At 46.1% G+C, this 25,775-nt stretch carries 27 protein-coding genes, 1 tRNA gene and 1 pseudogene; 23 read left to right on the top strand and 6 right to left on the bottom strand.

The window, feature by feature from the left end; all coding sequences use genetic code 11:
• Positions 1-285 precede the first annotated feature (285 nt).
• A complete protein-coding gene (locus MHUN_RS00745; RefSeq protein WP_048067170.1) occupies positions 286-768 on the bottom strand; it encodes a hypothetical protein in 483 nt (160 codons plus the stop codon).
• Positions 769-817: 49 nt separating this feature from the next.
• Entirely contained in the window at positions 818-1,078 is a 261-nt protein-coding gene (locus tag MHUN_RS00740) for a nucleotidyltransferase family protein (protein WP_011447214.1), read from the bottom strand.
• A 216-nt stretch (positions 1,079-1,294) separates the two neighbouring features.
• Here MHUN_RS00740 and MHUN_RS00735 point away from each other — a divergent pair, with 216 nt between their 5' ends.
• Entirely contained in the window at positions 1,295-1,870 is a 576-nt protein-coding gene (locus tag MHUN_RS00735; RefSeq protein WP_011447213.1) for a cysteine hydrolase family protein, read from the top strand.
• Positions 1,871-1,875: 5 nt separating this feature from the next.
• Here the strand turns inward: MHUN_RS00735 and MHUN_RS00730 are convergent, their stop codons facing one another.
• On the bottom strand, positions 1,876-2,379 hold the full coding sequence (locus MHUN_RS00730; protein WP_011447212.1) for a hypothetical protein: 504 nt from the start codon (positions 2,377-2,379) through the stop codon (positions 1,876-1,878).
• A gap of 102 nt (positions 2,380-2,481) precedes the next feature.
• Here MHUN_RS00730 and ilvD point away from each other — a divergent pair, with 102 nt between their 5' ends.
• From ilvD to MHUN_RS00705, 5 genes are all read left to right on the top strand, one after another.
• Positions 2,482-4,125 carry a dihydroxy-acid dehydratase gene (ilvD, locus tag MHUN_RS00725; protein ID WP_048067168.1) on the top strand — a complete coding sequence of 548 codons (1,644 nt, stop codon included), beginning with the start codon at positions 2,482-2,484 and terminating at the stop codon, positions 4,123-4,125.
• 95 nt (positions 4,126-4,220) lie between these two features.
• Entirely contained in the window at positions 4,221-5,732 is a 1,512-nt protein-coding gene (locus tag MHUN_RS00720; protein ID WP_011447210.1) for a homocysteine biosynthesis protein, read from the top strand.
• Positions 5,729-6,112 (top strand): 4Fe-4S dicluster domain-containing protein, encoded by a 384-nt coding sequence (locus tag MHUN_RS00715; RefSeq protein WP_011447209.1) that lies wholly within the window; start codon positions 5,729-5,731, stop codon positions 6,110-6,112. Before MHUN_RS00720 ends, MHUN_RS00715 begins: the two co-directional genes overlap by 4 nt.
• 5 nt (positions 6,113-6,117) lie before the next feature.
• Positions 6,118-6,852, top strand: coding sequence for a UPF0280 family protein (locus tag MHUN_RS00710; protein WP_011447208.1), 735 nt, complete (start codon positions 6,118-6,120; stop codon positions 6,850-6,852).
• Positions 6,853-6,865: 13 nt separating this feature from the next.
• Positions 6,866-7,324: a YbhB/YbcL family Raf kinase inhibitor-like protein gene (locus tag MHUN_RS00705; RefSeq protein WP_011447207.1), complete on the top strand. Its 459-nt coding sequence runs from the start codon at positions 6,866-6,868 to the stop codon at positions 7,322-7,324.
• 344 nt (positions 7,325-7,668) lie between these two features.
• On the opposite strand, the gene MHUN_RS00700 is transcribed toward MHUN_RS00705, so the two are convergent.
• A complete protein-coding gene (locus MHUN_RS00700; protein ID WP_011447206.1) occupies positions 7,669-8,907 on the bottom strand; it encodes a PEGA domain-containing protein in 1,239 nt (412 codons plus the stop codon).
• 157 nt (positions 8,908-9,064) lie between these two features.
• Between MHUN_RS00700 and MHUN_RS00695 the strand changes: the two genes are divergently transcribed.
• Together MHUN_RS00695 and MHUN_RS19890 are read left to right on the top strand one after the other, a co-directional pair.
• On the top strand, positions 9,065-9,472 hold the full coding sequence (locus tag MHUN_RS00695; protein ID WP_011447205.1) for a nucleotidyltransferase domain-containing protein: 408 nt from the start codon (positions 9,065-9,067) through the stop codon (positions 9,470-9,472).
• A gap of 228 nt (positions 9,473-9,700) precedes the next feature.
• Positions 9,701-10,005: pseudogene (locus tag MHUN_RS19890) on the top strand (DUF86 domain-containing protein).
• An 11-nt stretch (positions 10,006-10,016) separates the two neighbouring features.
• Here the strand turns inward: MHUN_RS19890 and MHUN_RS00690 are convergent.
• Positions 10,017-10,511, bottom strand: coding sequence for a ferritin-like domain-containing protein (locus tag MHUN_RS00690; RefSeq protein ID WP_011447204.1), 495 nt, complete (start codon positions 10,509-10,511; stop codon positions 10,017-10,019).
• A gap of 86 nt (positions 10,512-10,597) precedes the next feature.
• Here MHUN_RS00690 and MHUN_RS00685 point away from each other — a divergent pair, with 86 nt between their 5' ends.
• From MHUN_RS00685 to MHUN_RS19885, 15 genes are all read left to right on the top strand, one after another.
• A complete protein-coding gene (locus MHUN_RS00685; protein WP_011447203.1) occupies positions 10,598-12,538 on the top strand; it encodes a M3 family metallopeptidase in 1,941 nt (646 codons plus the stop codon).
• A gap of 497 nt (positions 12,539-13,035) precedes the next feature.
• On the top strand, positions 13,036-13,587 hold the full coding sequence (locus MHUN_RS00680) for a nucleotide exchange factor GrpE (RefSeq protein WP_011447202.1): 552 nt from the start codon (positions 13,036-13,038) through the stop codon (positions 13,585-13,587).
• A 24-nt stretch (positions 13,588-13,611) separates the two neighbouring features.
• Entirely contained in the window at positions 13,612-15,444 is a 1,833-nt protein-coding gene (gene dnaK / locus MHUN_RS00675) for a molecular chaperone DnaK (RefSeq protein ID WP_011447201.1), read from the top strand.
• A 9-nt stretch (positions 15,445-15,453) separates the two neighbouring features.
• Entirely contained in the window at positions 15,454-16,590 is a 1,137-nt protein-coding gene (gene dnaJ / locus MHUN_RS00670) for a molecular chaperone DnaJ (RefSeq protein ID WP_011447200.1), read from the top strand.
• A 68-nt stretch (positions 16,591-16,658) separates the two neighbouring features.
• Positions 16,659-17,021: a response regulator gene (locus MHUN_RS00665; RefSeq protein ID WP_011447199.1), complete on the top strand. Its 363-nt coding sequence runs from the start codon at positions 16,659-16,661 to the stop codon at positions 17,019-17,021.
• 28 nt (positions 17,022-17,049) lie between these two features.
• Positions 17,050-18,003, top strand: coding sequence for a methyltransferase domain-containing protein (locus MHUN_RS00660; RefSeq protein ID WP_011447198.1), 954 nt, complete (start codon positions 17,050-17,052; stop codon positions 18,001-18,003).
• 48 nt (positions 18,004-18,051) lie between these two features.
• Positions 18,052-18,693 carry a CheR family methyltransferase gene (locus MHUN_RS00655; RefSeq protein ID WP_011447197.1) on the top strand — a complete coding sequence of 214 codons (642 nt, stop codon included), beginning with the start codon at positions 18,052-18,054 and terminating at the stop codon, positions 18,691-18,693.
• Positions 18,662-19,261 carry an MBL fold metallo-hydrolase gene (locus tag MHUN_RS16980; protein WP_011447196.1) on the top strand — a complete coding sequence of 200 codons (600 nt, stop codon included), beginning with the start codon at positions 18,662-18,664 and terminating at the stop codon, positions 19,259-19,261. Before MHUN_RS00655 ends, MHUN_RS16980 begins: the two co-directional genes overlap by 32 nt.
• Positions 19,262-19,264: 3 nt before the next feature.
• A complete protein-coding gene (locus MHUN_RS00645) occupies positions 19,265-19,903 on the top strand; it encodes an MBL fold metallo-hydrolase (protein WP_011447195.1) in 639 nt (212 codons plus the stop codon).
• 149 nt (positions 19,904-20,052) lie between these two features.
• Positions 20,053-21,363 (top strand): protoporphyrinogen/coproporphyrinogen oxidase, encoded by a 1,311-nt coding sequence (locus tag MHUN_RS00640; protein WP_011447194.1) that lies wholly within the window; start codon positions 20,053-20,055, stop codon positions 21,361-21,363.
• Positions 21,360-22,337: a glycosyltransferase family 4 protein gene (locus MHUN_RS00635; protein WP_011447193.1), complete on the top strand. Its 978-nt coding sequence runs from the start codon at positions 21,360-21,362 to the stop codon at positions 22,335-22,337. The genes MHUN_RS00640 and MHUN_RS00635 overlap by 4 nt, the downstream gene beginning before the upstream one ends.
• Positions 22,334-23,032, top strand: a complete 699-nt coding sequence (locus tag MHUN_RS00630) for a glycosyltransferase (protein ID WP_011447192.1) — start codon at positions 22,334-22,336, stop codon at positions 23,030-23,032. Before MHUN_RS00635 ends, MHUN_RS00630 begins: the two co-directional genes overlap by 4 nt.
• Before the next feature lie 90 nt (positions 23,033-23,122).
• A complete protein-coding gene (locus MHUN_RS00625; protein ID WP_011447191.1) occupies positions 23,123-23,920 on the top strand; it encodes an ATP-binding response regulator in 798 nt (265 codons plus the stop codon).
• Positions 23,921-23,964: 44 nt separating this feature from the next.
• A tRNA-Arg gene (locus MHUN_RS00620) sits at positions 23,965-24,036 on the top strand.
• 312 nt (positions 24,037-24,348) lie between these two features.
• On the top strand, positions 24,349-24,477 hold the full coding sequence (locus MHUN_RS19885) for a hypothetical protein (protein ID WP_394296008.1): 129 nt from the start codon (positions 24,349-24,351) through the stop codon (positions 24,475-24,477).
• 33 nt (positions 24,478-24,510) lie between these two features.
• Here MHUN_RS19885 and MHUN_RS00615 read toward each other — a convergent pair whose 3' ends face one another.
• Complete coding sequence (locus MHUN_RS00615) at positions 24,511-25,698, bottom strand: argininosuccinate synthase (RefSeq protein WP_011447190.1); 1,188 nt, start codon at positions 25,696-25,698, stop codon at positions 24,511-24,513.
• Positions 25,699-25,775 lie beyond the last annotated feature (77 nt).

Raw genomic sequence — 25,775 nt, 5'->3', positions numbered from 1 at the left:
GCAGTATATATTACCTAACCCCATAACTCATCCTTCTGCACAGATTGCCATATTGAAATCGGTGATCATCTGACTAAGACCGCTTTCAAATGCCCGTTCAACCTCAAGATGATCGTAAAAAAAATGTCCCATCCGAATGTGCGAAGGAGTGGATCTATCTTCTTCTTCCTGGTCACTCTCTCGCTTATTGGGGACATGGTATCACAATTCTTATAGCGTGGTGCGCTTTTAAGAGACTAATTCCTGACGATTTGAAACGCCACACGAAATATTGTTTTATAAAATTCACTGATTATCTACATATAATAGAGCAAACGGTTCAAAGACCAGCCGTATTGACTCATTCCCTTCAATCCCTGCAGGACCCACAAAAACGGTTGGTGCAAGGAGGTTTTTTTGGTGATAGATCGTCATGTACTCTTCAAATAGCAGTTTATTGGTCGTGTTGCCATGAAGGTCATAGTATACAATAGGGATTTCCGGGTAAATCTGCTCAAATTCCCTGAAATAATCCATCGCATCCTGACATGATTGACAGATGAGATCATGAAACACAATCACCGGTCCCTCACCGGTGTATTCTTCAAACTGTTTCAGAATATCATCTTTCGATAGAGAACCATTGTACAACGTGCCATCAGAGAAGAATACCCGTTCTGCCTGAATGGGTCCAATCATGCAAAGGACGATACAAAGGATCAGAGCCATCCTTGAGAGAAAAACCCGAGTCTCTTCCAGGATGTGAGAAAGGAATATGATATCATCCATAAACCCAAATCACCTCTCGTTCAACATATGGTCGTATAAATGGGGATAATCATTTTACGGTTACAAGATCAACTGACCGGCCAAAAATTTCTTCCAGTTCATCTGCCAAATGAATAAATTTCCTGTATATCCCTTTTTCAGGGGGAAAATCCACCAGAATATCAATATCGCTATCCAGAGTATCCTCTCTCCGGCTGACAGAGCCAAAGACTCCAAGTCTTGTCACCCCATACGTCCCCCTTATCTTATCAATATGGCTATTCAATTCTGATAGAACAATTGGAAGGGATGAGGGAGAGGTTGTACTCATAGTAATACTTCATCATTTTTTCCATATGGCAATATCGAAAAACCTCATGGATATCACATCATTGCCTAGTATTTAACCAACTTATGGTTCGAACAATTTCCGGATGATACTGCCCAAAAAAACTATTTTTACTCTCCACCTGAAGACGTATCTTGATAATCGCTTTCTCAGTGACCCAGTCACAACTATGATGAAACCATAATCCCATCCATATATATGGCACAAAAACCTGCACTCCTCATCATCGATATGCAGAATGATTTTGCCTCAGCTCATGCAGTTCTCCCTGTTGCCGGAGCACAGGCAGTCATCACCCCCCTTACTCAATTGCTTTCTCTATTTCGCGGAAAACATCTCCCGGTTTTCCATATCGTCAGGGTTCATGAACCGGATGGTTCAGATGTTGAATGGTTCAGGGCTGACCTGTTTAAAGACAAACCATTTGCAGTCAGGGGGTCACATAGTGCTGCGGTTATCGATGAACTCACACCAGTCCCAGGTGAGCACCTGATCGAGAAGGTACGGATGAGTGCCTTTATTGGAACTACCCTTGACCTGATGCTCCGGACCCTCGGGGTAAACATCGTTGTTGTGGGAGGAATCCAGACACCGAACTGTATCCGGACTACGGTATTTGATGCAATGGCTTTTAACTATGAAACGATCCTCGTCGATGACGCAACCGGGGCACAGACAAAAGAGATCCATGAAGCCAACGTGCTTGACATGAAAAATATCGGAGTAAAGATTCTCCATGCTGCAGATGTAGGTCCGTGGCTTGACTCGCGGTGATACCACTATTCAGTCCTGTACCCATGTTTTTCAAAGTACCGGGCAAACCATTCATCCCGTTCCTCATCCCCCTGCGGAATTTGCTTGGCGCATAATTCATAGAGGGAACGCAAATCCGGATCATCTGAATGAAGTGCACCCATACCGGTGATATACCCCACCTGTTTTTCACCGGAGTAAATTCGCACTACCACACACCGGTATATCTTGCACTGGGCAGGGCTGGTCTCATGAATGGTGCAGACGATCCTCCCGTCATTAGTCGGTCGGAGAAAAGGACAGGCATGAGGATGAGCACGGGGAAACTCATCGTTATCAAAAAATTTTCGTTTATCCTCATCAACGACGGCATGAAAAGGAGTGTTTGTTGAAACACAGGAACAGGAAAAGGTATATGGCCCGGTCTTTGCATCAATGACAATATAGTCTCCCAGGTACATGCAGCACTGACCACATTGAGCACAGGTAAAAACCATACTCAGTATAGGTTTTCGATTGATATGCACCATGTGATCTGAATCTCACCGATCTAAGTGGTGCATTTGACACCCTATTTTGCACCACCTACCTTTCCTTTATTTAGTGACATCTCCTATCTGTTCATGAGTATTATGCGGAGTGATGATGTCAAGGCAGGATATGCCCGGGCTCCCAATCGTTCCCTCATCCGTTCTCTCGGGATAGATGAGAGTGAGATGCACCAGCCCTTTATCGGTATCGCAAACTCTTGGAACACCATCGTTCCCGGCCATACCCATCTCCGGGTTCTTGGTGAACGGGTCAGAGAAGGGATAACTGCCGGAGGAGGAACTCCTTTTGAATTTAATACCATCGGCATCTGTGACGGCATTGCCATGGGGCATGAAGGAATGCGGTACTCCCTCCCATCACGGGAAAATATTGCAGATTCAGTCGAACTCATGATACAGGCCCACAAGTTTGATGGTATTGTCTGCATCTGCACGTGTGACAAGATTGTTCCTGGTATGCTCATGGCTGCAGGAAGATGTAATATCCCTGCCATTGTCCTGACCGGGGGTAATATGCTTCCTGGAAATCTCCACGGCTGTGAACTCTCACTGACTGATGTCTTTGAAGGAGTCGGAAAGGTGGCAGGAGGGACCATGACGGAGGAGGAACTCACCGAACTTGAAACTGCTGCGATGCCAGGGTGTGGTTCATGTCAGGGCCTGTATACTGCAAATACCATGGCATGTATGACTGAAGCCCTGGGCATGTCACTTCCCGGGTGTGCCGCAACTCCGGCAGTCTATGCAGATAAAATCCGGCTTGCATACAGAACCGGAAAACGGATTGTGGATCTGGTAAGAAAACAGATCCTTCCCCGTGATATCATCACCCCGGCAAGCCTTCGAAATGCTATCAGGGTTGATATGGCCCTGGGTGGTTCAACCAATACCGTCCTTCATCTGATGGCTATTGCAACTGAAGCAGGAGTACCTTTTGACCTGCAGGAATTTAACCGGTTATCAGAGCAGATACCACATATCGCATCAATGATGCCGGCTGGTCCTCACTCCATGCAAGCTCTCCACCATGCAGGAGGAATTCCGGCAGTCTTCAGGCAGATAAGGAGCCATCTTGAAAATTGTCAGACCGTATCCGGCATGGATATCTACACTATCGCCGATTCAGTCAAATATGTAGATGAGTCTGTTATTCGACCCGAACAATCGCCAGTCCACCAAAGCGGAGGGTTGATGATCCTAACCGGTAGCCTTGCACCAGACGGGGCGGTCATTAAAAGCGGGGCAGTTCAGGATGAGATGTGGAAGCATACCGGACCGGCCCGTGTCTTTGACGGGGAAGAGCTGGCAATGAAAGCAATCCTTGCACGTGAGATAAAAGAGGGGGATATCATCGTCATCAGGTATGAGGGTCCGAAAGGCGGGCCAGGAATGCCTGAAATGCTGTCACCCACTTCGGCACTCGTCGGACTTGGATACAGCAGGGTCGCTCTTATCACTGACGGGCGGTTCTCTGGCGGAACACGGGGACCATGTATCGGCCATGTGGCACCTGAAGCAGCGGCAGGCGGTCCGATTGCCTTTGTAAAGGATGGAGACCAGATCTCTATTGACCTGTTTACCAAGACGGTGAATCTGAATATTTCTGCTGATGAGATCGAGAACCGGAAGAAGGGATGGAAACCACTCAAGAGACCGCTTACTGGCGTCCTTGCCAGGTATGCTGCTGCAGTCGGCCCTGCTGACCTTGGTGCCGTCCTCCAATAATATTTTTTCTGGCTTTAAAAGAACGAAGTCCGTTTTTTCCCATCAGAAGCAAAACTAAACCTATAACACCTTTCATCTCCAATCAGGTAACCATTATGGAAAAGTCCATCGATGAGATCAACCGGCGTATTCGTGATGGAACAGCCCGGGTGGTCACTGCCGATGAGATGCCGGACATCGTCAGCGAACTCGGAGAAGAAGGAGCACTCCAGGAGGTGGATGTTGTAACCACCGGAACCTTTGGGGCTATGTGTTCCTCTGGTGCCTTTTTGAATTTCGGTCATGCAGAGCCTCCAATAAAGATGGAACGACTCTGGCTGAACGATGTCGAGGCATATGGCGGTATTGCAGCTGTGGATACTTACATCGGTGCGACAAACAAGTCAGTAACCAGAATGGAAAGTTATGGTGGAGCCCATGTTATCGAGGATTTTATATCTGGGAAAGCCATCGAACTTCGAGCCCAGTCTTCAGGATCAGACTGCTATCCACGGCGGAGTATCACAACCGAGGTGCGACTGGAAGATTTAAACCAGGCCATTATGGTCAATCCCCGGAATGCGTACCAGCGGTATGATGCTGCAGTCAACACCTCTGAAGATACGTTATATACCTACATGGGAACCCTTCTTCCGCATAATGGAAACGTTACCTTTTCCGGAGCCGGCACATTAAATCCCATATGCAATGATCCAAACCTCCGGCTAATCGGAAGTGGTGTTCCAATCCTCCTTGGCGGAGCTCAGGGCATGGTGATTGGTGAAGGAACTCAGCACTCCTCGGCAGGGAACTTTGCCACTTTAATGACCACGGCCGATATGAATGACATGAACACCGATTTTCTCAGGGCTGCATATATGTACCGGTACGGCCCGACCCTCTACCTTGGTGTCGGTATTCCCCTGCCGGTTCTTGATATCGAAACTGTCAGGCGCACTGCGGTTCGTGATGAGGATATTATGGTCAGTATCAAGGATTACGGAGTCCCCTCACGGAGCCGACCGGTTCTTGGTCAGGTCAGTTATGCTGAACTGAAGTCAGGAACCATCGAACTCGATAATGAAGAGATTAAGACTTCATCCCTGTCATCATTCCGCCGGGCAAAGATGGTTGCAAACACTTTAAAACGATGGATTGAGGATGGACAAATGACCCTTTGCCTCCCTACCCGGTATCTTGATCCCTCAAAACAGGCAAAACCAATGAGGGAAACAAGAAAGGTAGTCCTGGTTCAGGAGATCATGCAACGAAAAGTGGTCACCATCAAGGAAGATCAGGAGATCACAGAGGCAGCAAAGAAACTCCTCAGGGGAGAGACAAATCACCTGCCGGTTCTGAATGAACAGGGACGGCTCACTGGTGTTGTAACCACCTTTGATATTGCCAAGGCTGTTGCACGGCCTGAACGAAAGGTAAAAGTCCAGGATGTCATGACCAGAAATGTGATCACCACGTTGGCCGATGAACCGATTGATATTGCTGCTCAGAAGATGGAACATCACCGCATCAGTGCATTACCGGTTGTTGATGCACAAAACCAGTGTATTGCCATTCTTCATGCAAGTGACTTAGGGAAACTGTTCAAACCCGGCGGAGGAAGACCATGAAGTTATTAGTCAGGCTTATTCATGAGAGTAAGCCGATTATTGCCCAGGTGGTCAAAGAAACCGGCGTTCTCATCAATGTTGACCGGGCACGATCTGATGCGCATGAAGGAGAAGAAGCCCTTGTGGATGTCCCAGACGAAAGCTGCATCCTGGTCAGCGAGCGGATGAGAAGCCTTGGTGCTGAGGTCAGAATTCTCGAGGAAGGTATCAGACATGATGAGGAGGAGTGTGTTGACTGCGGGGCATGTATTTCTATTTGCCCAAAAAGAGTCTTCTCCTTTGATGAAGAATGGAAATTACATGTTGAAACGAAGAGATGTATCCTCTGTGGACGGTGTATTATCAGTTGTCCCCATGCAGCATTATCATTAAGTTACTAACCTGAATGACCCTCCGTCATCATTTTGAGCTCAGGGAGACAATTGCCACAATTCTGGCCGATGAAGAGCTGGTGATTGAAACCGCTTGTGAAGGAATCCGAACGGCCAGATACGAACTTGAGCGGTATATCATTCAGGATCCCTTTTTTAATTCCAGTTTTGAACCATTGACTATCACACAGGGCCCGGATATTATTAAGAACATGGCTGCTGCCGCATGGAAAGCGGGCGTGGGGCCAATGGCAGCGGTTGCCGGAGCGATTGCCCATGCCGGAGTGAGCGCAGCACAAAAAAAGGGAGCATCCTTTTGTATCATTGATAATGGAGGAGATATTGCGATGATAACAGACCGGCCGGTACGGGTGGGCCTGTATGCGGGAAATTCTCCATTATCTGGCAAATATGCATTTTTTATCCCACCTAAAAATGAGATATACGGGATATGCACCTCATCAGCAACGGTTGGTCATTCCTTTTCATTTGGAACGGCAGACAGCGTAACGGTCTTCTCAAGAGATCCTCTTCTCGCAGATGCCGTTGCAACAGCCGTCTGCAATGTCCTGACAATTGCCGATCAGTCATGCCTTGACAGGGTGGATTCTCATATCGACGGAATATTCGCCGTGTTTGGAGAACAAAGTATCATATGGGGAGATATCCCGCAGATAATCAGGGCAGAAAACCGTAAGGATCTCATTACCGCCGGAGGCTTAGGTTTTTTTCCTGGCACGCTGATATGAGGTATGATCCAGCATGACCACCATAACCTCAATAATTGTAACCCTTGATTTTCTGGAATTTCCAAATTCGTATACCTGCAAAGGAGAAGACCGGACTCCAGCATTGAATATTAAAAACCTGAATGCCACCTCTGTCGCTATCATGGTGTTTAATCCGTTCATCAAATCATGCTGTTCCTTTACTCCGTGGATTGTCTGGAACCTTCCCCCCCTCTCCCGAATCCCGGAAGGTATTCCAAAAGAGCCGCAGGTAACATACCCGGTACAGGCCGTGCAGGGAAGAAATGATTATGGCACCATCGGATATCAGGGACCCTGCCCGCCTGAAGGTGAGATGCACCGGTATCAGTTCAGAGTTTATGGTCTGGATACCATGCTGGATCTGCCAGCCGGATCAACAAAAGATGAACTCATTCAGGCAATGAAGGGCCATGTCGTTCAATATGGAGAGACGGTGGCCTTAGCCCGGTAGGCCGGCCCAAAGATTCGGCGGGATTATTGAGTTCTGTAGATCTATGTTTTCAAGGACACTCTGGCACTATCAGATACATCAGATACCACATCCGCAGCCATCATATGAATCTGATCTGGCTGCATCTGCTTTACCGGACATTTCCAGAATGGATACGGACACTGCCGATTGCTTTTCTCTTCAGAACATACCGGCATTCCGTGTAGAAACCACAGGTACAGACAATGGGGACGGTTAGGATGTTTTTCAGGGTTTGTACTCACTCTACACCGACTTCCTGCTGTTATCCTAGTACTTTCTCTGTCTGAAGGTCTAGAAGCTTTCGAAAAAAGGTGTCCGGGCCTTCATGGATCTGACCGGTGCCGGACCATGAAAAGCGCACTGAGAAGAACTGAAATACAGACAATACCCTCAAATAATCCGGATTTGGTAGGAGTTGGAACAGGACTCTCCACTGGAGGGGCAACAGGAGTCAAGGTTGCAGGTACCGGCGCCGGATTTAATATCGCAGAAATGCTGATCGTCTGTTTATCCATAACCTGCACCTTGCTGACATAGTCTATGAACCCGTCCTTTCGCACAAGGAGGGTGTGTTCATCTGGAGATACTCCTGTGAGGACAACCGGTGTAAAGCCCCGGTACTCATTATTCAGATACACACCTGCACCCGGGGGTTCAGATTGAACAGATATCGATCCTGCTTTCTGGTACCGTTCCCCGATTCTTACCATGTCAGCATCAACGTAAGTTGTCCTGCCCCGTGACACGTACACATCTTCTGAATAATCATAGTAGCCGGCAGTTTTCAGACGGAGGGTATAGGTGCCAGGGCGGAGATTTTCAATGGTTCGGTAGCCGGAATACGGAGTATAGCCTCTGAACCGGTTATCCAGATATATTTCAGCCTGATATGGAGTACTGGATACTTTCAAAGTACCATCTGCGTATGAGTAATACTCCCATTTTCGATCATATGGATCATAATAGGATGGGCGATAGTACCGGTCATCATACCATGTGTGGATAACTACTGGCTCCTGGTATCGGGGAGACGGGATATACACCGGGGAAGAGTATTCACGTGGAGGGATATACTGAGTCGGTTCTGGTTCAGGCGGGTATGCGGGATAATACGGAACCGCGATACCGGGGTCCGGGTATTGGGTCGTCACCGGTACAACCTGCACCGGATCTTCATAGGTATTTCCTGGGGAAGGAGGAGAGGACGGATAATAGGGCTCTGCAGTTCCCGGATCCTGATATGAACTCCCAACCGGATCATGTGAGAAGACCGGCTGATTTGGTATCGACGAGGAAGGAGGTGAAAAGTCGGGGGATGGTGAAGGGTCGGTATACACATACTCCATTCCTGGTTGGATAGTGATAATCTGCATATCCTGGTCCGGAGTAAGATCTGTATCAGGGGAGGGGACATATGACGGATAAAAGGGTTCTGCACTACCTGAACCCTGCTGGTCATAATACAAATTATCTCCCTGATCAGCATATCCGACACCACTGATACCAGATATAATACAGATGAGTGCCAGAAAAATTCCTTTTTGTGTGATATATTTCCTCATAGTACCCTCCCCAGATGATGATTTTGATATTGGTATACCAAGTGCGAGGATCTTACACCTACAAGGGTATATGTTCTCCTATGGTATGAAAAACCATGGCATGAAGATTGAATTATGTATTCTTCAGTACCGGTGATCATTATTATCCAAGATCCTCATGAACCCTGCAATAAAAGATACGAACAAGGATGTCATTCAAAAAGCCCTCGAAATAATGAAAAATTCAACTGATTTTTCAAAGATAAGATTTATTGCACTCTATGGATCAGTCGCCACCGGGGAGAGTACCATCCACTCAGACATCGATATCACTATATCATGTACCATGGAGCGATTAGAAGCAGAATTGTATCGAATATCATTGTTGTCCGAGCTACCAGAAAAGATAGCTTTAAACATCTTTGAAAACCTGCCTCTTTATATCCGAAAGTCAGTACTGGGAGGGGTGTTCTTGTATATGCAGGATGAAGATGAAGTGTATGACCTGGCATATGATACCATCCGGGAATACAATCTGTTCAAACCTCATCTTGACGACTATACCGGAGAACGATTCATAGCCTGAATAAAAAAATGAGATTGGAAGAAATTCGAATCCGTTTACGTGAGATAGAGAATTCAATAGAGATAATAAAAGAGAATTTTCCTCCCGACTGTGAATATCAACAATTTTCAAATATGGGCATTGTAAAGGAGGGTATTTATAAGAGAGATTAGCTAATAACTCCCTTCCAACAAATGTGGGTTTACAAATACTTTATAAACTTGCGATCACCAAAGGGGGGTTTTAGCTATCCTCAAGAGATTGGAATATGCCATCAAGACGGCTTTTGATATCTGCGCCATCATAAACAGGGATTTACGTTTTGGAGTGCCTGAAGATGATGAAGACATCATAGAGAATCTGTGCTCAAAAGGAATTATTGATCAGAATTTTTCAGAAACGATGAAAAAATGAAGAGTTATCGAAATATTCTTGTCCATCGCAATGGGAAGATCGATGATGAAACAGGATACTATATTCTGAAAAACCACCTGGAAGATCTATACGTCTTTTGTGAACAAATAGAAACCTATATTGAAAAGGTGAAAAGATAATCAAAAAAAATTTATTTTTTCATTATCATTTCAAGATCTTCAAGGAGACTTTGAAGATCCTCTTCATGCTCAACTTCCTGAGTGATGATGGTGAGAATCATATTGTACGTAACCGGGTCTTTGCCCTCAACCATCTTCATCAGTTTGTCATACGTCTTAATAGCACACTGTTCCCCTTTGATATTCTGCTCAAGCACGGCCTTCACATAGGGATCAACCGGTGCATCATACCCGCAATTAGTCAGATTGTACCATTCCTTCGGCTCAAGAACCGGGGTTCCTCCCAGTTGAACGATCCGGAGGGCTATCATATCAGCATGTGAGAGTTCTTCTGTTGCATGCTGGACCAGCTCGGCAATAACAGCATCCTTGGTTGGTCCTTTCACAACCTTTGAACCGACCCAGTACTGGTAATATGCAAGCCATTCATCAGCGAGTGCCTTGTTGAGGAGAGAGATCAACTCATCAACATCCATGCCGACAATTTTACGTCCTTGTGATCCCATAGATCTTCCCTGAATGGACTATTCTCATTAAGGCTATAAGTATCCATCGATTCAGAGTATCCATTCAATGATCAAGAGGGAGAACCGTGGAGAATCTGAATAAAAAGGACTTTTTAATTGTTCTTTTATTACTCCTTACCCTTCTCTATAGCCAGGTATCTGGAGATCGAATCGATAATTCCCTTTCTGTTTCCGGAGAAAAGCCAGCCATTACCTTTCCATCGACTGCACAGGCGATTGAGGAGGAAGTACATAGTGCACTCTCCCAGACTGACCAGGAAATTGCATCTCTTCTCTCTCTTCCTGCCTGTGAACGGAATGAAACAAATACAATACTCCGTCTTGAAGAGATTCTGACCAGACTTGATAACCGTCTTTTAAAATATCAGACCCTTGCCAGTTTGTATCCGGACCGGGATCTTCAGAACACAGCGTTCATGGCAGCAGAGAAACGGGATACATACATCAGGAACCTTTCATCACATGATGAACTGTACCGCTCCATATTAGATACAAAACCGGAGTCAGAGTATGGGAGATGGTTGTATGATCAGGAAATCCGGTTTTTCAGATGTGGTGGTGCCCTCAGATCTGAAGAAGAGAAAACACGATTATCATCTCTCTATCAGGAACTTGGATCCTTGCAGAACCAGTACATGATGCATATCAGGGAAAAACACCCTCTTACAGAAAATCTCAATATATTCACAAAAACTGCGATTCTTCGAAATTCTATCGCATCCCTTCTTGGGTATACAACCTGGACCGACCTGAAAGCAGATGAACAGGGATGGAGAATAAACGGGACAGACATTTCATCCATGCTCGATGAGATCACGCCCCTTGTGAAAGACCTGGTAAAACCGGTGGCGTCTGATCTTCTCCAAAGAAAGAGAACCAGAGATCCAATGGCAAAAGAAGTATTTGATTATGAGACGGATCTGCTCATCACCTCGCAACAGAGAAATGACTCCCCAAATACGAGAGATTTTTCATTACCACTCCATGTTACGATATCCCGAACCATCGCATTATTCTCCTGCCTGTTTGGTGTCAGAACTGAACTCGTGGCAGATGCCCGGGGGTACGCTCCAGATGTTCTCCTCTTCCGGGTTGCTGATGAAAAGACAAATGATACGAAAGGATGGTTCTATCTTGATCTGGAAGAAAGGCCAGGGAAAACCAAAGAGTGGATGACTGCACTCATAGCCGGAGATGGGGATGGAAGAGAAGATGAAGGGGGTCTTCCTGCACCAGTATTTATCGTGAGTGGCATTCTGGATCACAATACTGTTCGAAATGGACTCGAAAAAGAAGGATATTCCTTACTATTCCATGAACTGGGTCATCTCTATACCAGGATCCTTGCCAGTTCTGATCAAACATCTTCGGTGCCAACCATAATGCCCGTAGAACTGACCGAAGCTTTATCACATCTTTTTGAATATCTGGCATTTTCTCCGGAAATACTAAGCATCCTCATGGCTCCGGAATCCCCCCTGGAACCTCAGAACGGAGACAAAATTATGCAATATTCAATAATGTCCGATCCATATTCTCCAGAAAGACGGTTGAACCTGGGGAAAGACATGGCAATAGGCATTCTTGATTACCGGTTTACAAAATCCCCTGATTCCATTTCATTTGGAGAAGCATACGCAGAAATATATACAGAAATAACTGGAATACATAGTACTGACCATGGGGGTTATCTTCTTCAGTCCCCGCATTTGACTGGAGATACTGCAGGAATGTACTGGATATATCCTGTCGGTCAGCTCTACGCCATGATTCTGTTTTCAAAAGTAAGAGAATCCGGAATATTGAACCGGTCCACATGGGATGCTTTTATCCATCAGATCATTCTTCCGGCAGATCCCCAAAGCAGATCAGAGATCAGGCTCACTCATTTCCTCCATACAGATACGCCTGATTTTCATGATATAATAAACCATAATCACCAGAAGACTGCGGATACGAACTGGTCATATGTCCCAGGATGTATTGGGAGGATTCTGTCAGGGTAGCACGAGAGGGGGTGCAGACGGTTTCGGGCATATGAATTAACTGACCCCTTCATTTCCACTGGAGCGCGAAAGAATTTGCAGGAGATTAAGATTTTTAAATCCAATATGCACTTTTTCTGTGAATTTCAAACCGAATCGTTTATGGCAGGTTACCACTATTCCTGCGGGTGACACGATGGTGCGATACCTCCCCGCAGTTGACGGGGAGTATATCAATAAGATATATAGCAAAGAGATTTTCTAATTTAAACCATTATTATTTGATTTTTTACCGGCGCGTTTTTGGGTTTCATACAAAGGAGATGAGTATGCTTTTACACTAACTTCAAGTAAATACTCTCGCATAATTTTTATTAGATTTTAATGGCTAAAATTTTGATTAATTGAGATATTTGGAGAATTTAAGATTTTCAGTGATGATACATTAATACATAGACATCAGGTAGAACGAGATACATATATATAGAACCACATTACAACAATTATGGTGAACCTCTATGAACGATTCCGCAGATACCAATCTTGAGAAAAAATCAGAAATGAATCAGGAAGGAGAGGATGCCCTGATTCCGGAAGGATCACCCCCGGAAGAGGAGAAAAGTCCCCTTGAACTACTCCGGTCAGAGTATGATGACCTCAATGACAAATATTTGCGGCTTGCAGCTGACTTTGAAAATTTCAGAAAACGTTCCGTCCGGGATACAGAACAACGGATTGCTCAGTCTATCGGACAATTTGCCCGTGACATGCTTGAAGTGGCAGACAGTCTGGACCGTGCCTTAGAGGCAGAGGGCGGAGCACACGAAGGGCTTGCTCAGATACAGAAGCTGCTGATTCAGGTAATGAAGAGACAGGGAATCGAATCATTCGAGTCAGTCGGTGAAAAATTTGATCCAACCCGCCATGAAGCGATCGCGATGATCCCATCAGATGTTGATGAGGGAACTATCTGCGATCAGGTCTGCAAAGGATACTGCCTGCAGGACAAAGTGATCCGTCCTGCCCAGGTTGTTGTCTCGCAGGGTACAGCACCAGTCGAACAGAAGTAATCATTCATATATAGGAAATTCATTATGGCAAGCGAAAAAATTCTCGGTATCGATCTTGGAACAACGAACTCCTGTATGGCTATCATGGAGGGTGGAAAACCAGTCGTTATCCCCAATGCAGAAGGAGGCAGAACCACTCCGTCTGTTGTTGCATTCACAAAAGAGGGTGAGCGGCTTGTTGGAAGCCTTGCAAAACGTCAGGCGATCACCAATCACAAGAACACCGTCATATCTGTTAAACGTGATATGGGAACTTCCAAAAAGATCGAACTCAACGGGAAGAGCTTTACCCCTCAGGAGATCTCTGCAATGATTTTGCAGAAGATGAAAGCCGATGCAGAAGCATACCTTGGGGAAGAGATCAAAAAGGCAGTCATTACTGTCCCTGCATACTTTAACGATGCACAAAGACAGGCAACCAAGGATGCAGGAACGATTGCAGGGCTTGAAGTTCTTCGTATCATCAACGAGCCGACCGCATCGGCACTGGCATATGGTATTGACAAAGAAGATGATCACACCGTCCTCGTCTACGATCTTGGTGGTGGGACCTTCGATGTCTCTATCCTGACCCTTGGTGATGGTGTCTTTGAAGTAAAGGCAACTTCGGGAAATAACCATCTTGGTGGCGATGACTTTGACAAGCGAATCATCGATTACCTCGTTGCCGAATTCAAAAAGAAAGAGGGTATTGACCTTTCAAAAGATCCAATGGCAATGCAGCGTCTTCGTGATGCAGCAGAGAATGCCAAGATAGAACTCTCACAAAAACAGAAGACCAATGTCAACCTGCCCTACATCACCACCGATTCATCAGGGCCAAAATTCCTTGACATCGACCTGACCCGTGCCCAGTTTGAACAGCTCATCTCCGACCTTGTCGAGAGTACTATTGGACCGGTGAAGCAGGCACTCTCCGACTCAGGACTCAAGCCATCAGAGATTGACCGTGTCCTGCTTGTCGGTGGTTCAACCCGTGTTCCAATTGTCCAGCAGAAAGTCAAGGAACTTCTTGGAAAGGAACCGGATAAAGGCATCAATCCTGATGAGTGTGTTGCAGTGGGTGCTGCAATTCAGGGAGGCGTACTTGCCGGTGAAACGAGTGACATCGTACTCCTTGATGTTACTCCGCTGACCTTGTCCATTGAGACACTTGGTGGCATTGCAACCCCAATCATCGACAGAAACACAACAATCCCGACCAAAAAGAGTCAGATATTCTCAACTGCAGCAGATAATCAGACATCTGTTGAGATCCATGTCGTGCAGGGAGAACGAAAACTTGCAAATGACAACTTTACCCTGGGACGGTTCATGTTGACCGGTATCCCTCCGGCACCTCGTGGTATCCCGCAGATCGAAGTCACCTTTGACATTGATGCCAATGGTATCATCCATGTCACGGCAAAAGATCTTGGAACCGGGAATGAACAGGCGATCACCATCAAAGGCAGTAAGAAACTCTCTGATGATGAGATCAAGCGTATGGTCGATGATGCCAAGAAGTTTGAAGAGGAAGACAACAAGAAGAAAGAAGAGATTGAGATCCGCAATAACGCAGATATGGCTGTCTTCTCTGCAGAAAAGCTTCTGAAAGAGAGTGAAGATAAGATCGAAGAGGAAGACAAGACAAACATCCAGGACCAGATCGCAAAGATGAAGACTGCTCTTGAAGGAACAGATTCTGACGCCATTAAAAAACAGATGGAAGAACTGACCGAGGCAGTCTTTAAAGTTACCACCAAGATATATCAGAAAGTCCAGGCAGAGCAGGCAGCACAGAAAGGAGAGGGCAGCTCCTCCTCTGCTTCTGATGACAATGTCGTGGATGCAGACTTCACTGAAAAGAAGGAGTGAGTATAAAAAATGGCTGCGGGAGATTACTACGATATCCTTGGCGTGTCCCGCAATGCCGATGATACCGAGATTAAAAAGGCATACCGGGGCCTGGCCCGAAAATATCATCCGGATGTGAATAAAGATCCGGGAGCAGAGGACAAATTCAAAGAAATTAACGAGGCATACAGTGTCCTGTCCGATGCACAGAAGCGACAGCAGTATGACCGGATGGGACATGAAGCCTTTACCAACGCCTCAAAAGGATCGTATGGCGGTGGAGGATATGGCGGAGGATTCAACGCCGACTTCTCCGGTTTTGGTGATATCTTTGACTTTGCAGGGGATATTTTCGGGGGATTCGGACGTCAGCGGGGCCCAAGACGGGGAGACGATCTTCTCATGCGGATCGAAGTCTCCCTTCGGGATGCTGTATTTGGTGCAGACCGTGAGATAGAGGTCATGCATGCTGAATCCTGTACAACCTGTGACGGTACAGGTTCAGAGACGAAAAAGACAAAGAATTGTCCAAAATGCGGAGGAACTGGACAGATCCGGCAGGCAACCCAGACCCCGTTCGGAAATTTTGTCAGACAATCCACCTGTGATTTCTGTCATGGCAAGGGGAAGGTTGCAGAAAAACCATGTTCCAAATGTAAAGGGTCCGGACATGAGAAAGTCAGAAGAAAGGTTTCAGTCCATATCCCCCCCGGAGTAGATACCGGCATGCGTCTCCGTCTTGAGGGATATGGAGAGGCCGGGGATCATGGAGCACCAAATGGTGACCTGTATATTGAAATACATGTCAAACCAGAGCCCCGGTTCCATCGTGATGGCGATACCCTCCTGACGAAGATTCAGATAACCCCGGCTCAGGCAGTGCTTGGAACCACTGTTGAGGTTACCACCATAGACCGCAGACATCTGGAGGTTAAGGTCCCTGCAGGAACTCAGGGAGGCAAAAAACTTCGGATATCAGGAGAGGGAGTCAGAAAAAGGGGCAGACCTGGAGATCTTCTGGTTGAGGTCGAAGTCACCATCCCAAAACATGTAAGCGGAGAACTAAAGGAACTCTACGAAAAGATCCTCGAACTTGAAGGTAAAAAAAACCCGGGAGGATCCGGAAATGAAAAGAAAGGGTTCTTCGAATCTATTCTAGGGGGATAACCCCTCCCCTCATTCTCTCCTCACCTATCACAACGCTTAAACGTTTCTGCAGAAAAAGTACAAAGTACATGGCGCGGATCCTCCTTGTTGATGATGCAGGATACATGAGGCGGCTTGTTGGTATCATGGCCACAAAAGGAGGGCATGAGATCGTCGGCGAGGCTGAAACAGGTCAGATTGCCATAGATCTCTACGAAAAGGTAAAACCTGATCTGGTGATTCTTGATATTCTGATGCCTGATATGAACGGTCTTGAAGCTTTAAAGAAGATCAGGGAGATTGATCCTGATGCCCGCGTTCTTATGTGCACAGCCTCTGAGCAGTCCTCTCATGTACAGGAGGCACTCTCACTTGGTGCCAAGGGATATATTGTAAAACCCTTTACTAAAGAAGTCATCCTCTCTACCATAGAAAATGCATTTGCCGCCTGATTTTTTTCAATATTCCATAGGAGCATGAGTGAAACTCATCCTTGAATTATCCGGGGAGCACCCGGCAATCCCCGTAGAAGAAGTAAAAGCAATTCTTCCGGTCTTCGAACAGAATACCCAGGTACTGATTGCTGAGGCACCATCCATAGAAATCATAAACCGGTTTGCCTATACTCACGCGGCAATGACCTATATCGGGACATGTCCGGCAGATAAAGAGTCTTTTATACAGATGTTGGAGGACCTCGATATCACATCACCCGAACCCTTCTGCGGCAGAGTCAAAAAGATGGCAGACCATGGTATGGACGCATCATCCGGAGAACTTGAACGACTGATCGGCTACCATGTGAAAGGGCGGGTATCAGTCTCATCACCGGAAAGAGTCTTCAGAGTAGTTATTGCAGGAGGAAGATGCTACTTCGGAGAACTCACCTGGGAGCTTGACCGGTCCCCGTATCATACCAGAAAACCGGGAAACCGCCCATTCTTTCACCCGGGTGTCATGATGCCGCGGATGATCCGGGCACTCATTAATATGTCTGGAGCCCTGCCCGGTGAATGGATACTTGACCCGTTCTGTGGGACAGGGGGGACATTAATTGAAGCGTCACTTATCGGATGCAATGCAGCAGGAACTGATGCTGACCGTGAGATGATTGCAGGAAGCAGAAAAAACCTCTCCGCTGCAATGGCCGGAGTTGCTGATGCCCGACACCTCCCGTTCCCTGATAACTCCATCGATCACGTGGTATCAGATCTTCCGTACGGCCAGTCGGTTACCATTATTGGAAACGGGCTCAATGATCTCTATCATCAGGCACTCACTGAGATAAAGCGGGTGGTGAAGAAGGGCAACCATTCTGTTCTGGTCACCCATCAGGACATCAGACCGCTGGCTCATCAGCATTGTGAGATCATCGGATATTTCGAACAACGCGTACATAAAAGTCTTACCCGCCGGATACTTGTCATCAGGTGATCGGGAGGGTATGCAATATCGGAGCAGAAAAACACAGAGAAGGTTATCATGGCGTTCACATTCTTCTTTCGCGATGCCCAGACGTTAAATCTTGCAATTGATCATTTTCTGCCCTTTGTGCAAAGCAGACGGACCATAACCATCTGGAGCGCCGGATGTGCCATGGGTCAGGAACCCTATACCTTTGCCATCCTTCTGCGGGAGCGGATGGGGCCACATCTCTTCAGGAATGTGAAGATTTACGCAACCGATATAGACACGTATAACCAGTACGTGCAGATAATCGGGACCGGACGATATCCTGAAAAGGACCTCCAGCGTATCCCTCCCGAGATTTTTCAGGCATACTTCAGAACAGATCCTACAGATCCCGGCTATGTCTATATATCCGATGAAATCCGCAATGCGGTTGAGTTTAAAAAACACGATCTCCTGACCTTTGAACCCATCAGAACCGGCATCCACATGATCATCTGTAAAAATGTTCTGCTCCATTTCTCTGCTGAAGAGCGACTAAAGGTCTGGAAGATGTTCTACAATGCCCTTGAACAGGGGGGTTTTATGCTTCATGAGCACACACAGAAACTTCCAGATGAACTGAACGGGCTCTTTGATCAGATTGTCATGAACGCACAGATATTCAGGAAAAAAGAGATCTATGCTGGTACGAAACCTGACGGAACAGAGTGAGTATTACACATCCAATGTCTGGCATATCTGCGGGACATATCATGCATTATCAGACCTGAATACGCTCATCGACGTCGGACGGGACCCGACAATCCTTGAATCACTTGAAAGTATCAGGTGCGGTCTTGGGAAACGTCCCGTCGACCAGGTTGTCCTGACCCATTCACATTTTGATCACGCCGGCATGTTGCCAAAAATCAGAGAAAAATACAGCCCGCAGGTATATGCTCACCCACTCAGCAGAAATGACAATATCACGCCACTTGCTGACCGGCAGAAGATTCAGATCGGGGAGCAAACCTGTATTGCAGTCTATGCACCAGGTCACAGTGACGACTCAGTATGTATTCTCTGCGAAGAGGAACAACTGCTCTTTTCCGGAGATGTGCCTATGAGGATTTACTCGCATGACGGAGAGTTTACATCGCAATTTCTGGACGCATATGAACTCTTTGTATCAGCTGAAGTAAAGACCATATACCCCGGACATGGAGATCAGATAACCTACAGAGTCCCCCATCTGATGGAAGAGTCACTCCGGAACATTCGCCACAGCAGGATTGTGTAAGAGATGGAGATTTTCAATCTTACCGAGAAGAGTGCTGTGTACACATCCAATGTATGGCTGTGCTGTTGTGACGGAGCGGCTTATGGCGGGGTGCTCATCGACACCGGATGTGATCCGGCAATCCTCGAATTCCTGCGTGAGAGAAAAAAAGAGATTGGCAAAAGCCCGGTGAGCAAAATACTACTCACCCATAATCATTACGATCACGCACGTCTGATAAAAGAGATTAAAGAAGAGTTTCAGGCGGTAGTGTACGCATCATCACCTTATACAACCGGAATAGACCAGATTCTGACCGACGGTGATGTTATCAGCTGTGGCCGCTATCATTTTGAAATTGTTTCAATTCCAGGCCATACATCTGATTCAGTCTGCATTTACTGCCCTGAAGAAGAAATTCTCTTCTCCGGTGATACTCCGGTGATGATCTGGGGTACTGATAACACGTATGAAAAAACATTTGTTCACGGATTTGAAGAACTGGCAAAGAAAAAATTTCATATTATCTATCCAGGACATGGAGAGATAATTGAGACAGGTGTTGTCGATCTCATCAGGCAGTCACTTACAAACATACATAATAGCAGGATTATTGGGTTAAATCCCCGAAAAGAGAAATATGAAGCTGAAGACAGATTCTGATATCTCCCGATCTTCTGATATCTCATAAATTCCGGCAGTCTTTTTTTTGTGTTATATGTCATACATGTATTGACATATTGAAGATATGATATCATGATATCCCGAATTATGCATGGTTTAGCAAAAATCACCATTCCATTTTCAAGATTATGAAGACATTAATACTTGGCGGCGGGCTGTGTGGATTAACACTGGCACGCATTCTTACATTACAAGGAAAGGACGTTACCGTTCTGGAGCAGGAGATACGTCCAGGAGGATTGTGCAGATCCCAAAAAACAAAAGGCTTTACCTTTGATACCGGAGGATCGCATATTATCTTTTCAAGGGATATCGAGGTTTTATCGTTTATTCACGATGTACTTGGTGAAAACAGGGCTGAAAGGGTTCGAAATACCAAAATCCTCTATAAGGGAAGATATGTCAAATACCCCTTTGAAAATGCACTCTCGGAGCTTCCAAAAGAAGACTGTTACACCTGCCTGCATGAGTATATAAAAGCCCTCATCGCTTCGGAGAAAGGTGAATATAACAGCCCGCAAAACTTCCAGGAGTGGATAGTTCAGACCTTCGGGAGAGGTATTGCCGATGCATATCTGATCCCCTACAACACAAAAATCTGGAACTATCCCCCGCATCTCATGTCGGCGCACTGGATGGAGGGAAGAGTTCCCCGACCACCTGTTGAGGATATCATCAAGTCTGCAGTCGGAATAGAGACCGAAGGCTATACCCATCAGGCAGTATTCTCATACCCGGTGACTGGCGGGATTGAAGCGCTGATTCATGCCATTGCGGCCCCTATCAAAGAAAACATTCTCACCGGATTTCAGGTCAGCTCAATATCAGGACAGGAGGGTCAGTATGTGGTTTCTGATGGAACACGTACTCTGTCAGCCGACCAGATAATCAGCACCATTCCCCTTCAAAATCTCATCCCATGTCTTGATACTATTCCCGATGAGGTGAGAAAAGCAGTCGCTGACCTGAAATATAACTCGGTTATGGCAATCGGGATCGGAATACAAGGGACTGTTCCCCCCTTTTCATGGGCATATATTCCGGATGCCGGTGCCTCTCTTGCGAACCGGATCTCATTTCCCTCCAACTTTTCAGATACCACCGCCCCTGATGGGTGTTCATCAATCCTTGCCGAGATCACCTACAACGAAGGTGATGAGATATCCCGCATGACTGATGCAGAAGTTACGGATCATATCATCTCATCACTCTCTTCTCTCGGTCTTTTCACGATGGATAGGGTCATTGCCACACAAATAACACGGAATAAATTTGCATATGTGGTGTATGATCTTGATTATATCAGAAATATCACCACAATCAGGGAATATTTCAAAAACCGGGGCATCCCCCTGGTCGGTCGGTTTTCACAGTTTGAGTATCTGAATATGGACGGTATCATCCGTTCAGTTCTAAATTTTGTACATGGACAGACATGAAGATCAATTTTGTCGTGGAAGACATGTTTGTCTTCAAGTATATCGGATGCGCAACCGTTGCACGAACCATTTACCGTGGTCTGAAAAAGCAGAACGGTATCGATCTGACCTGGGAGCGGTACAAATTTCATGCAGATATCTCACATTACCACACGTTCGGACCGATTGCCCTCCTCAACCGCCGGCTGGCATCAGGTAAGAAGATCCTGACTGCTCATTCAACTCCCCGGGTAAATATCGGGAACCTGGCCCTTACCAGGACGATTAATAAAAGATACCCTGACATTTACCGAAAATTTGATCATATCATCACCATCTCCGAGGCCTGTGAAAAGGAGGTGCAGGAGATGGTCCCCGATGTTCCTGTCACGAGAATACCAAACGGAATAGACCGGGATTACTTCTCCCCATCACCTGATAAGCGGGAGGCATTCAGGGATATGTGGGGGATTACACCCGAAGAACAGGTTGTCCTGACGGTGGCCCAGGTAAGTCCGAGAAAGGGGATCTATGATTTTATGAAACTTGCATCAAAGAATCCGGATACACGCTTTATCTGGGTCGGGGGATTTCCATACGGGCTGTTATCCAAAGATTATTTCAAAATAAAAATGATGATGCAACGAAAACCGAAAAATGTCCTTTTCACTGGTTTTGTCCGTGATATTGCAGAGGCATATTGTGCAGCAGATGTCTTTATGATGCCAACCTATGCCGAAACATTCGGGCTTGCCGTGCTTGAAGCGCAGTCCTGTGGTCTCCCGGTCATTGCACGTGATATCCCTGAATTCCATGAGGTTTACCAGGACTCGGTACGTTATTTCAGAACACCTGATGATGCTCATGCAGAACTGTCAGATGAGAAAACGTTGCATGCCTGTGCAGCACGGGCACGAGAATACTCAGCAAAGTATGATATTAAGCAGGTCTGCAGAGACCATCTCTCCCTGTACGAAGAACTGGTAACATCATGATATCCATAGTAATTCCCTCATTTAATGAAGAAGAACGTATAGAACGGTGCCTCGTATCCCTGGTACAGCAGGATTTTCCCCGGGAGGAGTATGAGATCATCGTGGTTGACGGTGGATCAAAAGATAAGACCCGCGAAATTGCTGAAAAATATGCAGATCTTGTTTTCATCCAGACCAGCCCGAAAGTGGGAGGGGCGAGAAATGACGGGGCTTTACGCGCCAGGGGAGAGATAATCGCAACAACTGACGCTGACACGATCCTTCCGCCTGACTGGCTGAGCAGGATAAGACAGGATTTTCTTGACCCGGAAGTTGTCATGCTCTACGGACCAGTAAAACCGATTGAGGCGACGATAAAAAACCGGTTTTATCTCTTTCTTGCCAATAGCTTTGCTCATATCGGATACCTCACCGGGACAATACTCTTCACTCTGGGATGTAACAGTGTATTCAGAGCAGAACCGTTTAAAAAGGCCGGTATGTACCGGGTTTCAGATGCCGGCGATGACCTTGAGATCGCCCACCGGATGAGAAGAATTGGAAAGGTGAAATTTGATCGGAAACTGTTCGTGAGTTTTTCGATGCGGAGGTACGATCAGTTTGGTGCTCTTAAGTCAATTTACGAGTGGTTTTATATCGTCTTTCATGGTGGAGATGCTGAAAAATACCAATATACCAAACGGGAATACCGGTGAATGAGATATAAAACAAGAGTTAATAAACAGGCATAAACAACTGATAATTACAGGTCCACGATAATATATTGCACTCCTGGCAGGCACCTTATGTTTGATACAAGAAAAAGTCCCCTGACGGAGATACTCATCGTTGAAGATGATGATATCATAGCAACCCTTATCGAGAGATTTCTTCTTCAACGTGAGTATGTCGTGTGTGCCAAGGTTGCCACCGGAGAGGATGCCCTCTATAAAGCAGCTGAACATCTTCCTGATCTCGTCCTCATGGATATCAACCTTGCAGGAAAGATAGATGGAATCACGGCAACCAAGTTCATCACAGCCATTTTTCACATACCGGTAATCTTTCTGTCTGGTCAGGATGATGAAACCACCCTTGAGCGGGCGACCATGGCTGAACCGGCCAGTTTTATCATCAAGCCATTCAATGCAAAAGACCTCTACTCCAATATTGAGATTGCTCTGCACAATGATCGAATCCTGAAGAGGTCCAAAGATTACAAAGGAGGGAAGATCCGACGGATTGCACGTGCAGCCCTGTCAGAGCTGGATGCATATTTCATCCTTGATAAACGAGGGAGAATTGTATTTATCAATCCTTATGGGGAACACCTGTTAAATGTGCACAGGAATGATATAATCTTAAAGCCAATCGGTAAATACCTCACCTTTTACGATACCAGGCAGAATACCGTATTTACCGATACCTTTCAGGATGTCATCCGGGAAAGCCTGGTCCTTGGCGTGAGGCAGCATATTGCTGTGAAGATGAGTGATAATTCATTCAGGCATGTCGTCATCCAGTCAACTTCTATCAGGGATTCTGAAAATGAGACCATCGGAATGATTGTCAGGATGCATATGAAGACCAAAAGTGAGATATGAATACCTTCATTAGTGATGAGCTATAACATATACAGGCACTTCTGGTCCCGGTAGGGTAGTGGATATCCTAGAAGCCTGCGGAGCTTTTGACCTGGGTTCAAGTCCCAGCCGGGACGTCAGAGCGATTAATTCGCTTCTTTCTTATATGAGTTTTTAAATTTTCACTTATTATAATCTTTTACAGTGCAGATTTTTTCGTTTTTGGAATGATAAATGTTCCTTCTCGATACAAATATCTGACTTGAACGCCTTCTTGACAGACGCCATTCTCATGTTGTAGGGAAAATGTTAGATGAAACACCTACGAATGAACTCAGTCTGACAGATTTTTCATTATACACTATTGGACTTATCCTCTGCAGTATGAAAAAAGAAGAGATGTATGATGTTTTTGTAGATGACATTCTCATCAATGCTCACTTCAAATTATGGCTCAATGGAATTTGGATTTTCATGATGCTTATCAGATGGCAATTTGTGAAACATATAATTGTACATTGGTACGTTATGACCACGACTTTGATAGAACTCAAATTGGACGGACAATGCCTGAATAGATCAGGTATCAGGAGTAATCAAATAAGAAAAAATTATTTTTTCTGTTTTTTCCGGACCAGACGTGCCTGCAGACCATAATACATGGAATACCCGATAGCATCAGTCTGATCAATAGTTGTTGAATCAAATGAAGCGACATCGATTGAGTAGAACGAATCAGGAGAGGAACGACCAAGCACGGTCACTGACCCCTTGAATAACCGGACATCAACCGTCCCGTTTACCCGCTTCTGGGTGGTGTCAATAAAGGCATTCAGGGCATCCCAGAGCGGTTCATAAATCAGACCATAATAGGCAAGCTGAGCCCACTTGGCATCAACACTCTGCTTGAATGCATACTCTTCACGGGTGAGGACAAGCCGCTCCAAATCTGCATGTGCAGTCAGCAGAACATTGGCAGCCGGGTGTTCATATATCTCACGTGCCTTGATACCAAGCACACGGTTCTCCATCATATCATTCCGGCCGATACCATGACCTCCTGCAATCTGTCCTACCGTGCGGATAAGGTCTGCCCCTTTCATCCTTTTTCCGTCAAGAGCTACCGGGATACCTGCTTCAAATGTAATTGAAAGGACCTGTGGCTCATCTGGTGCTTTCAGCGGTGAGACCGTCCATGCATAAATCTCCTCCGGCGGATGAAATGCCGGATCCTCAAGCTTCCCACCCTCAATGGAGCGGCTCCAGAGATTCTCATCAACAGACCAGGGTTTCTCCTTGTCAACAGGAACCGGTATTCCATGCTTCTCTGCATATCCAATCTCCCACTCACGGGTCATGTTACGTTCCCGGATTGGAGCAATAACTTCAAGATCTGCTGCACGGAAGACAACATCAAATCTCAGCTGATCATTCCCCTTCCCGGTACATCCATGTGCAACCGCAGTAGCGTCTTCCTTTTTTGCTATCTCAACCACTGCTTCGGCAATCACCGGACGGGCAAGGGAGGTTCCCATCGGGTACCCTTCATAGAGACCATTTGCCTTGATTGAAGGCATCAGGCACCGGTCAACAAACTGATCGATCAGATCCAGGGTATAGTGTTTGTCTGCAAATCTCTTCCCCTTCTCTTCGGCTATGGATATCTCCTCTTTCCGCTGACCGACATCAGCGGCTACCGTAACAACCCGGTCATACCCGTACTCTTCTTTTAAAAGAGGAATGCAGATTGACGTATCAAGACCGCCGGAATATGCAAGTACTACTGTTCCTTTTCCCATGAAATTTCACCGGTTTATCTCCTACATATGAGTGTCGGAAGAAGAAAAAACCGCACGTAAAAAAAGTTTGTATAGAG

Source organism: Methanospirillum hungatei JF-1, from assembly GCF_000013445.1.
GTDB classification, from domain to species: Archaea; Halobacteriota; Methanomicrobia; order Methanomicrobiales; family Methanospirillaceae; genus Methanospirillum; species Methanospirillum hungatei.
Note: the sequence above shows the minus strand (reverse complement) of the source record. Positions and strands in the feature narration are given on the sequence as shown.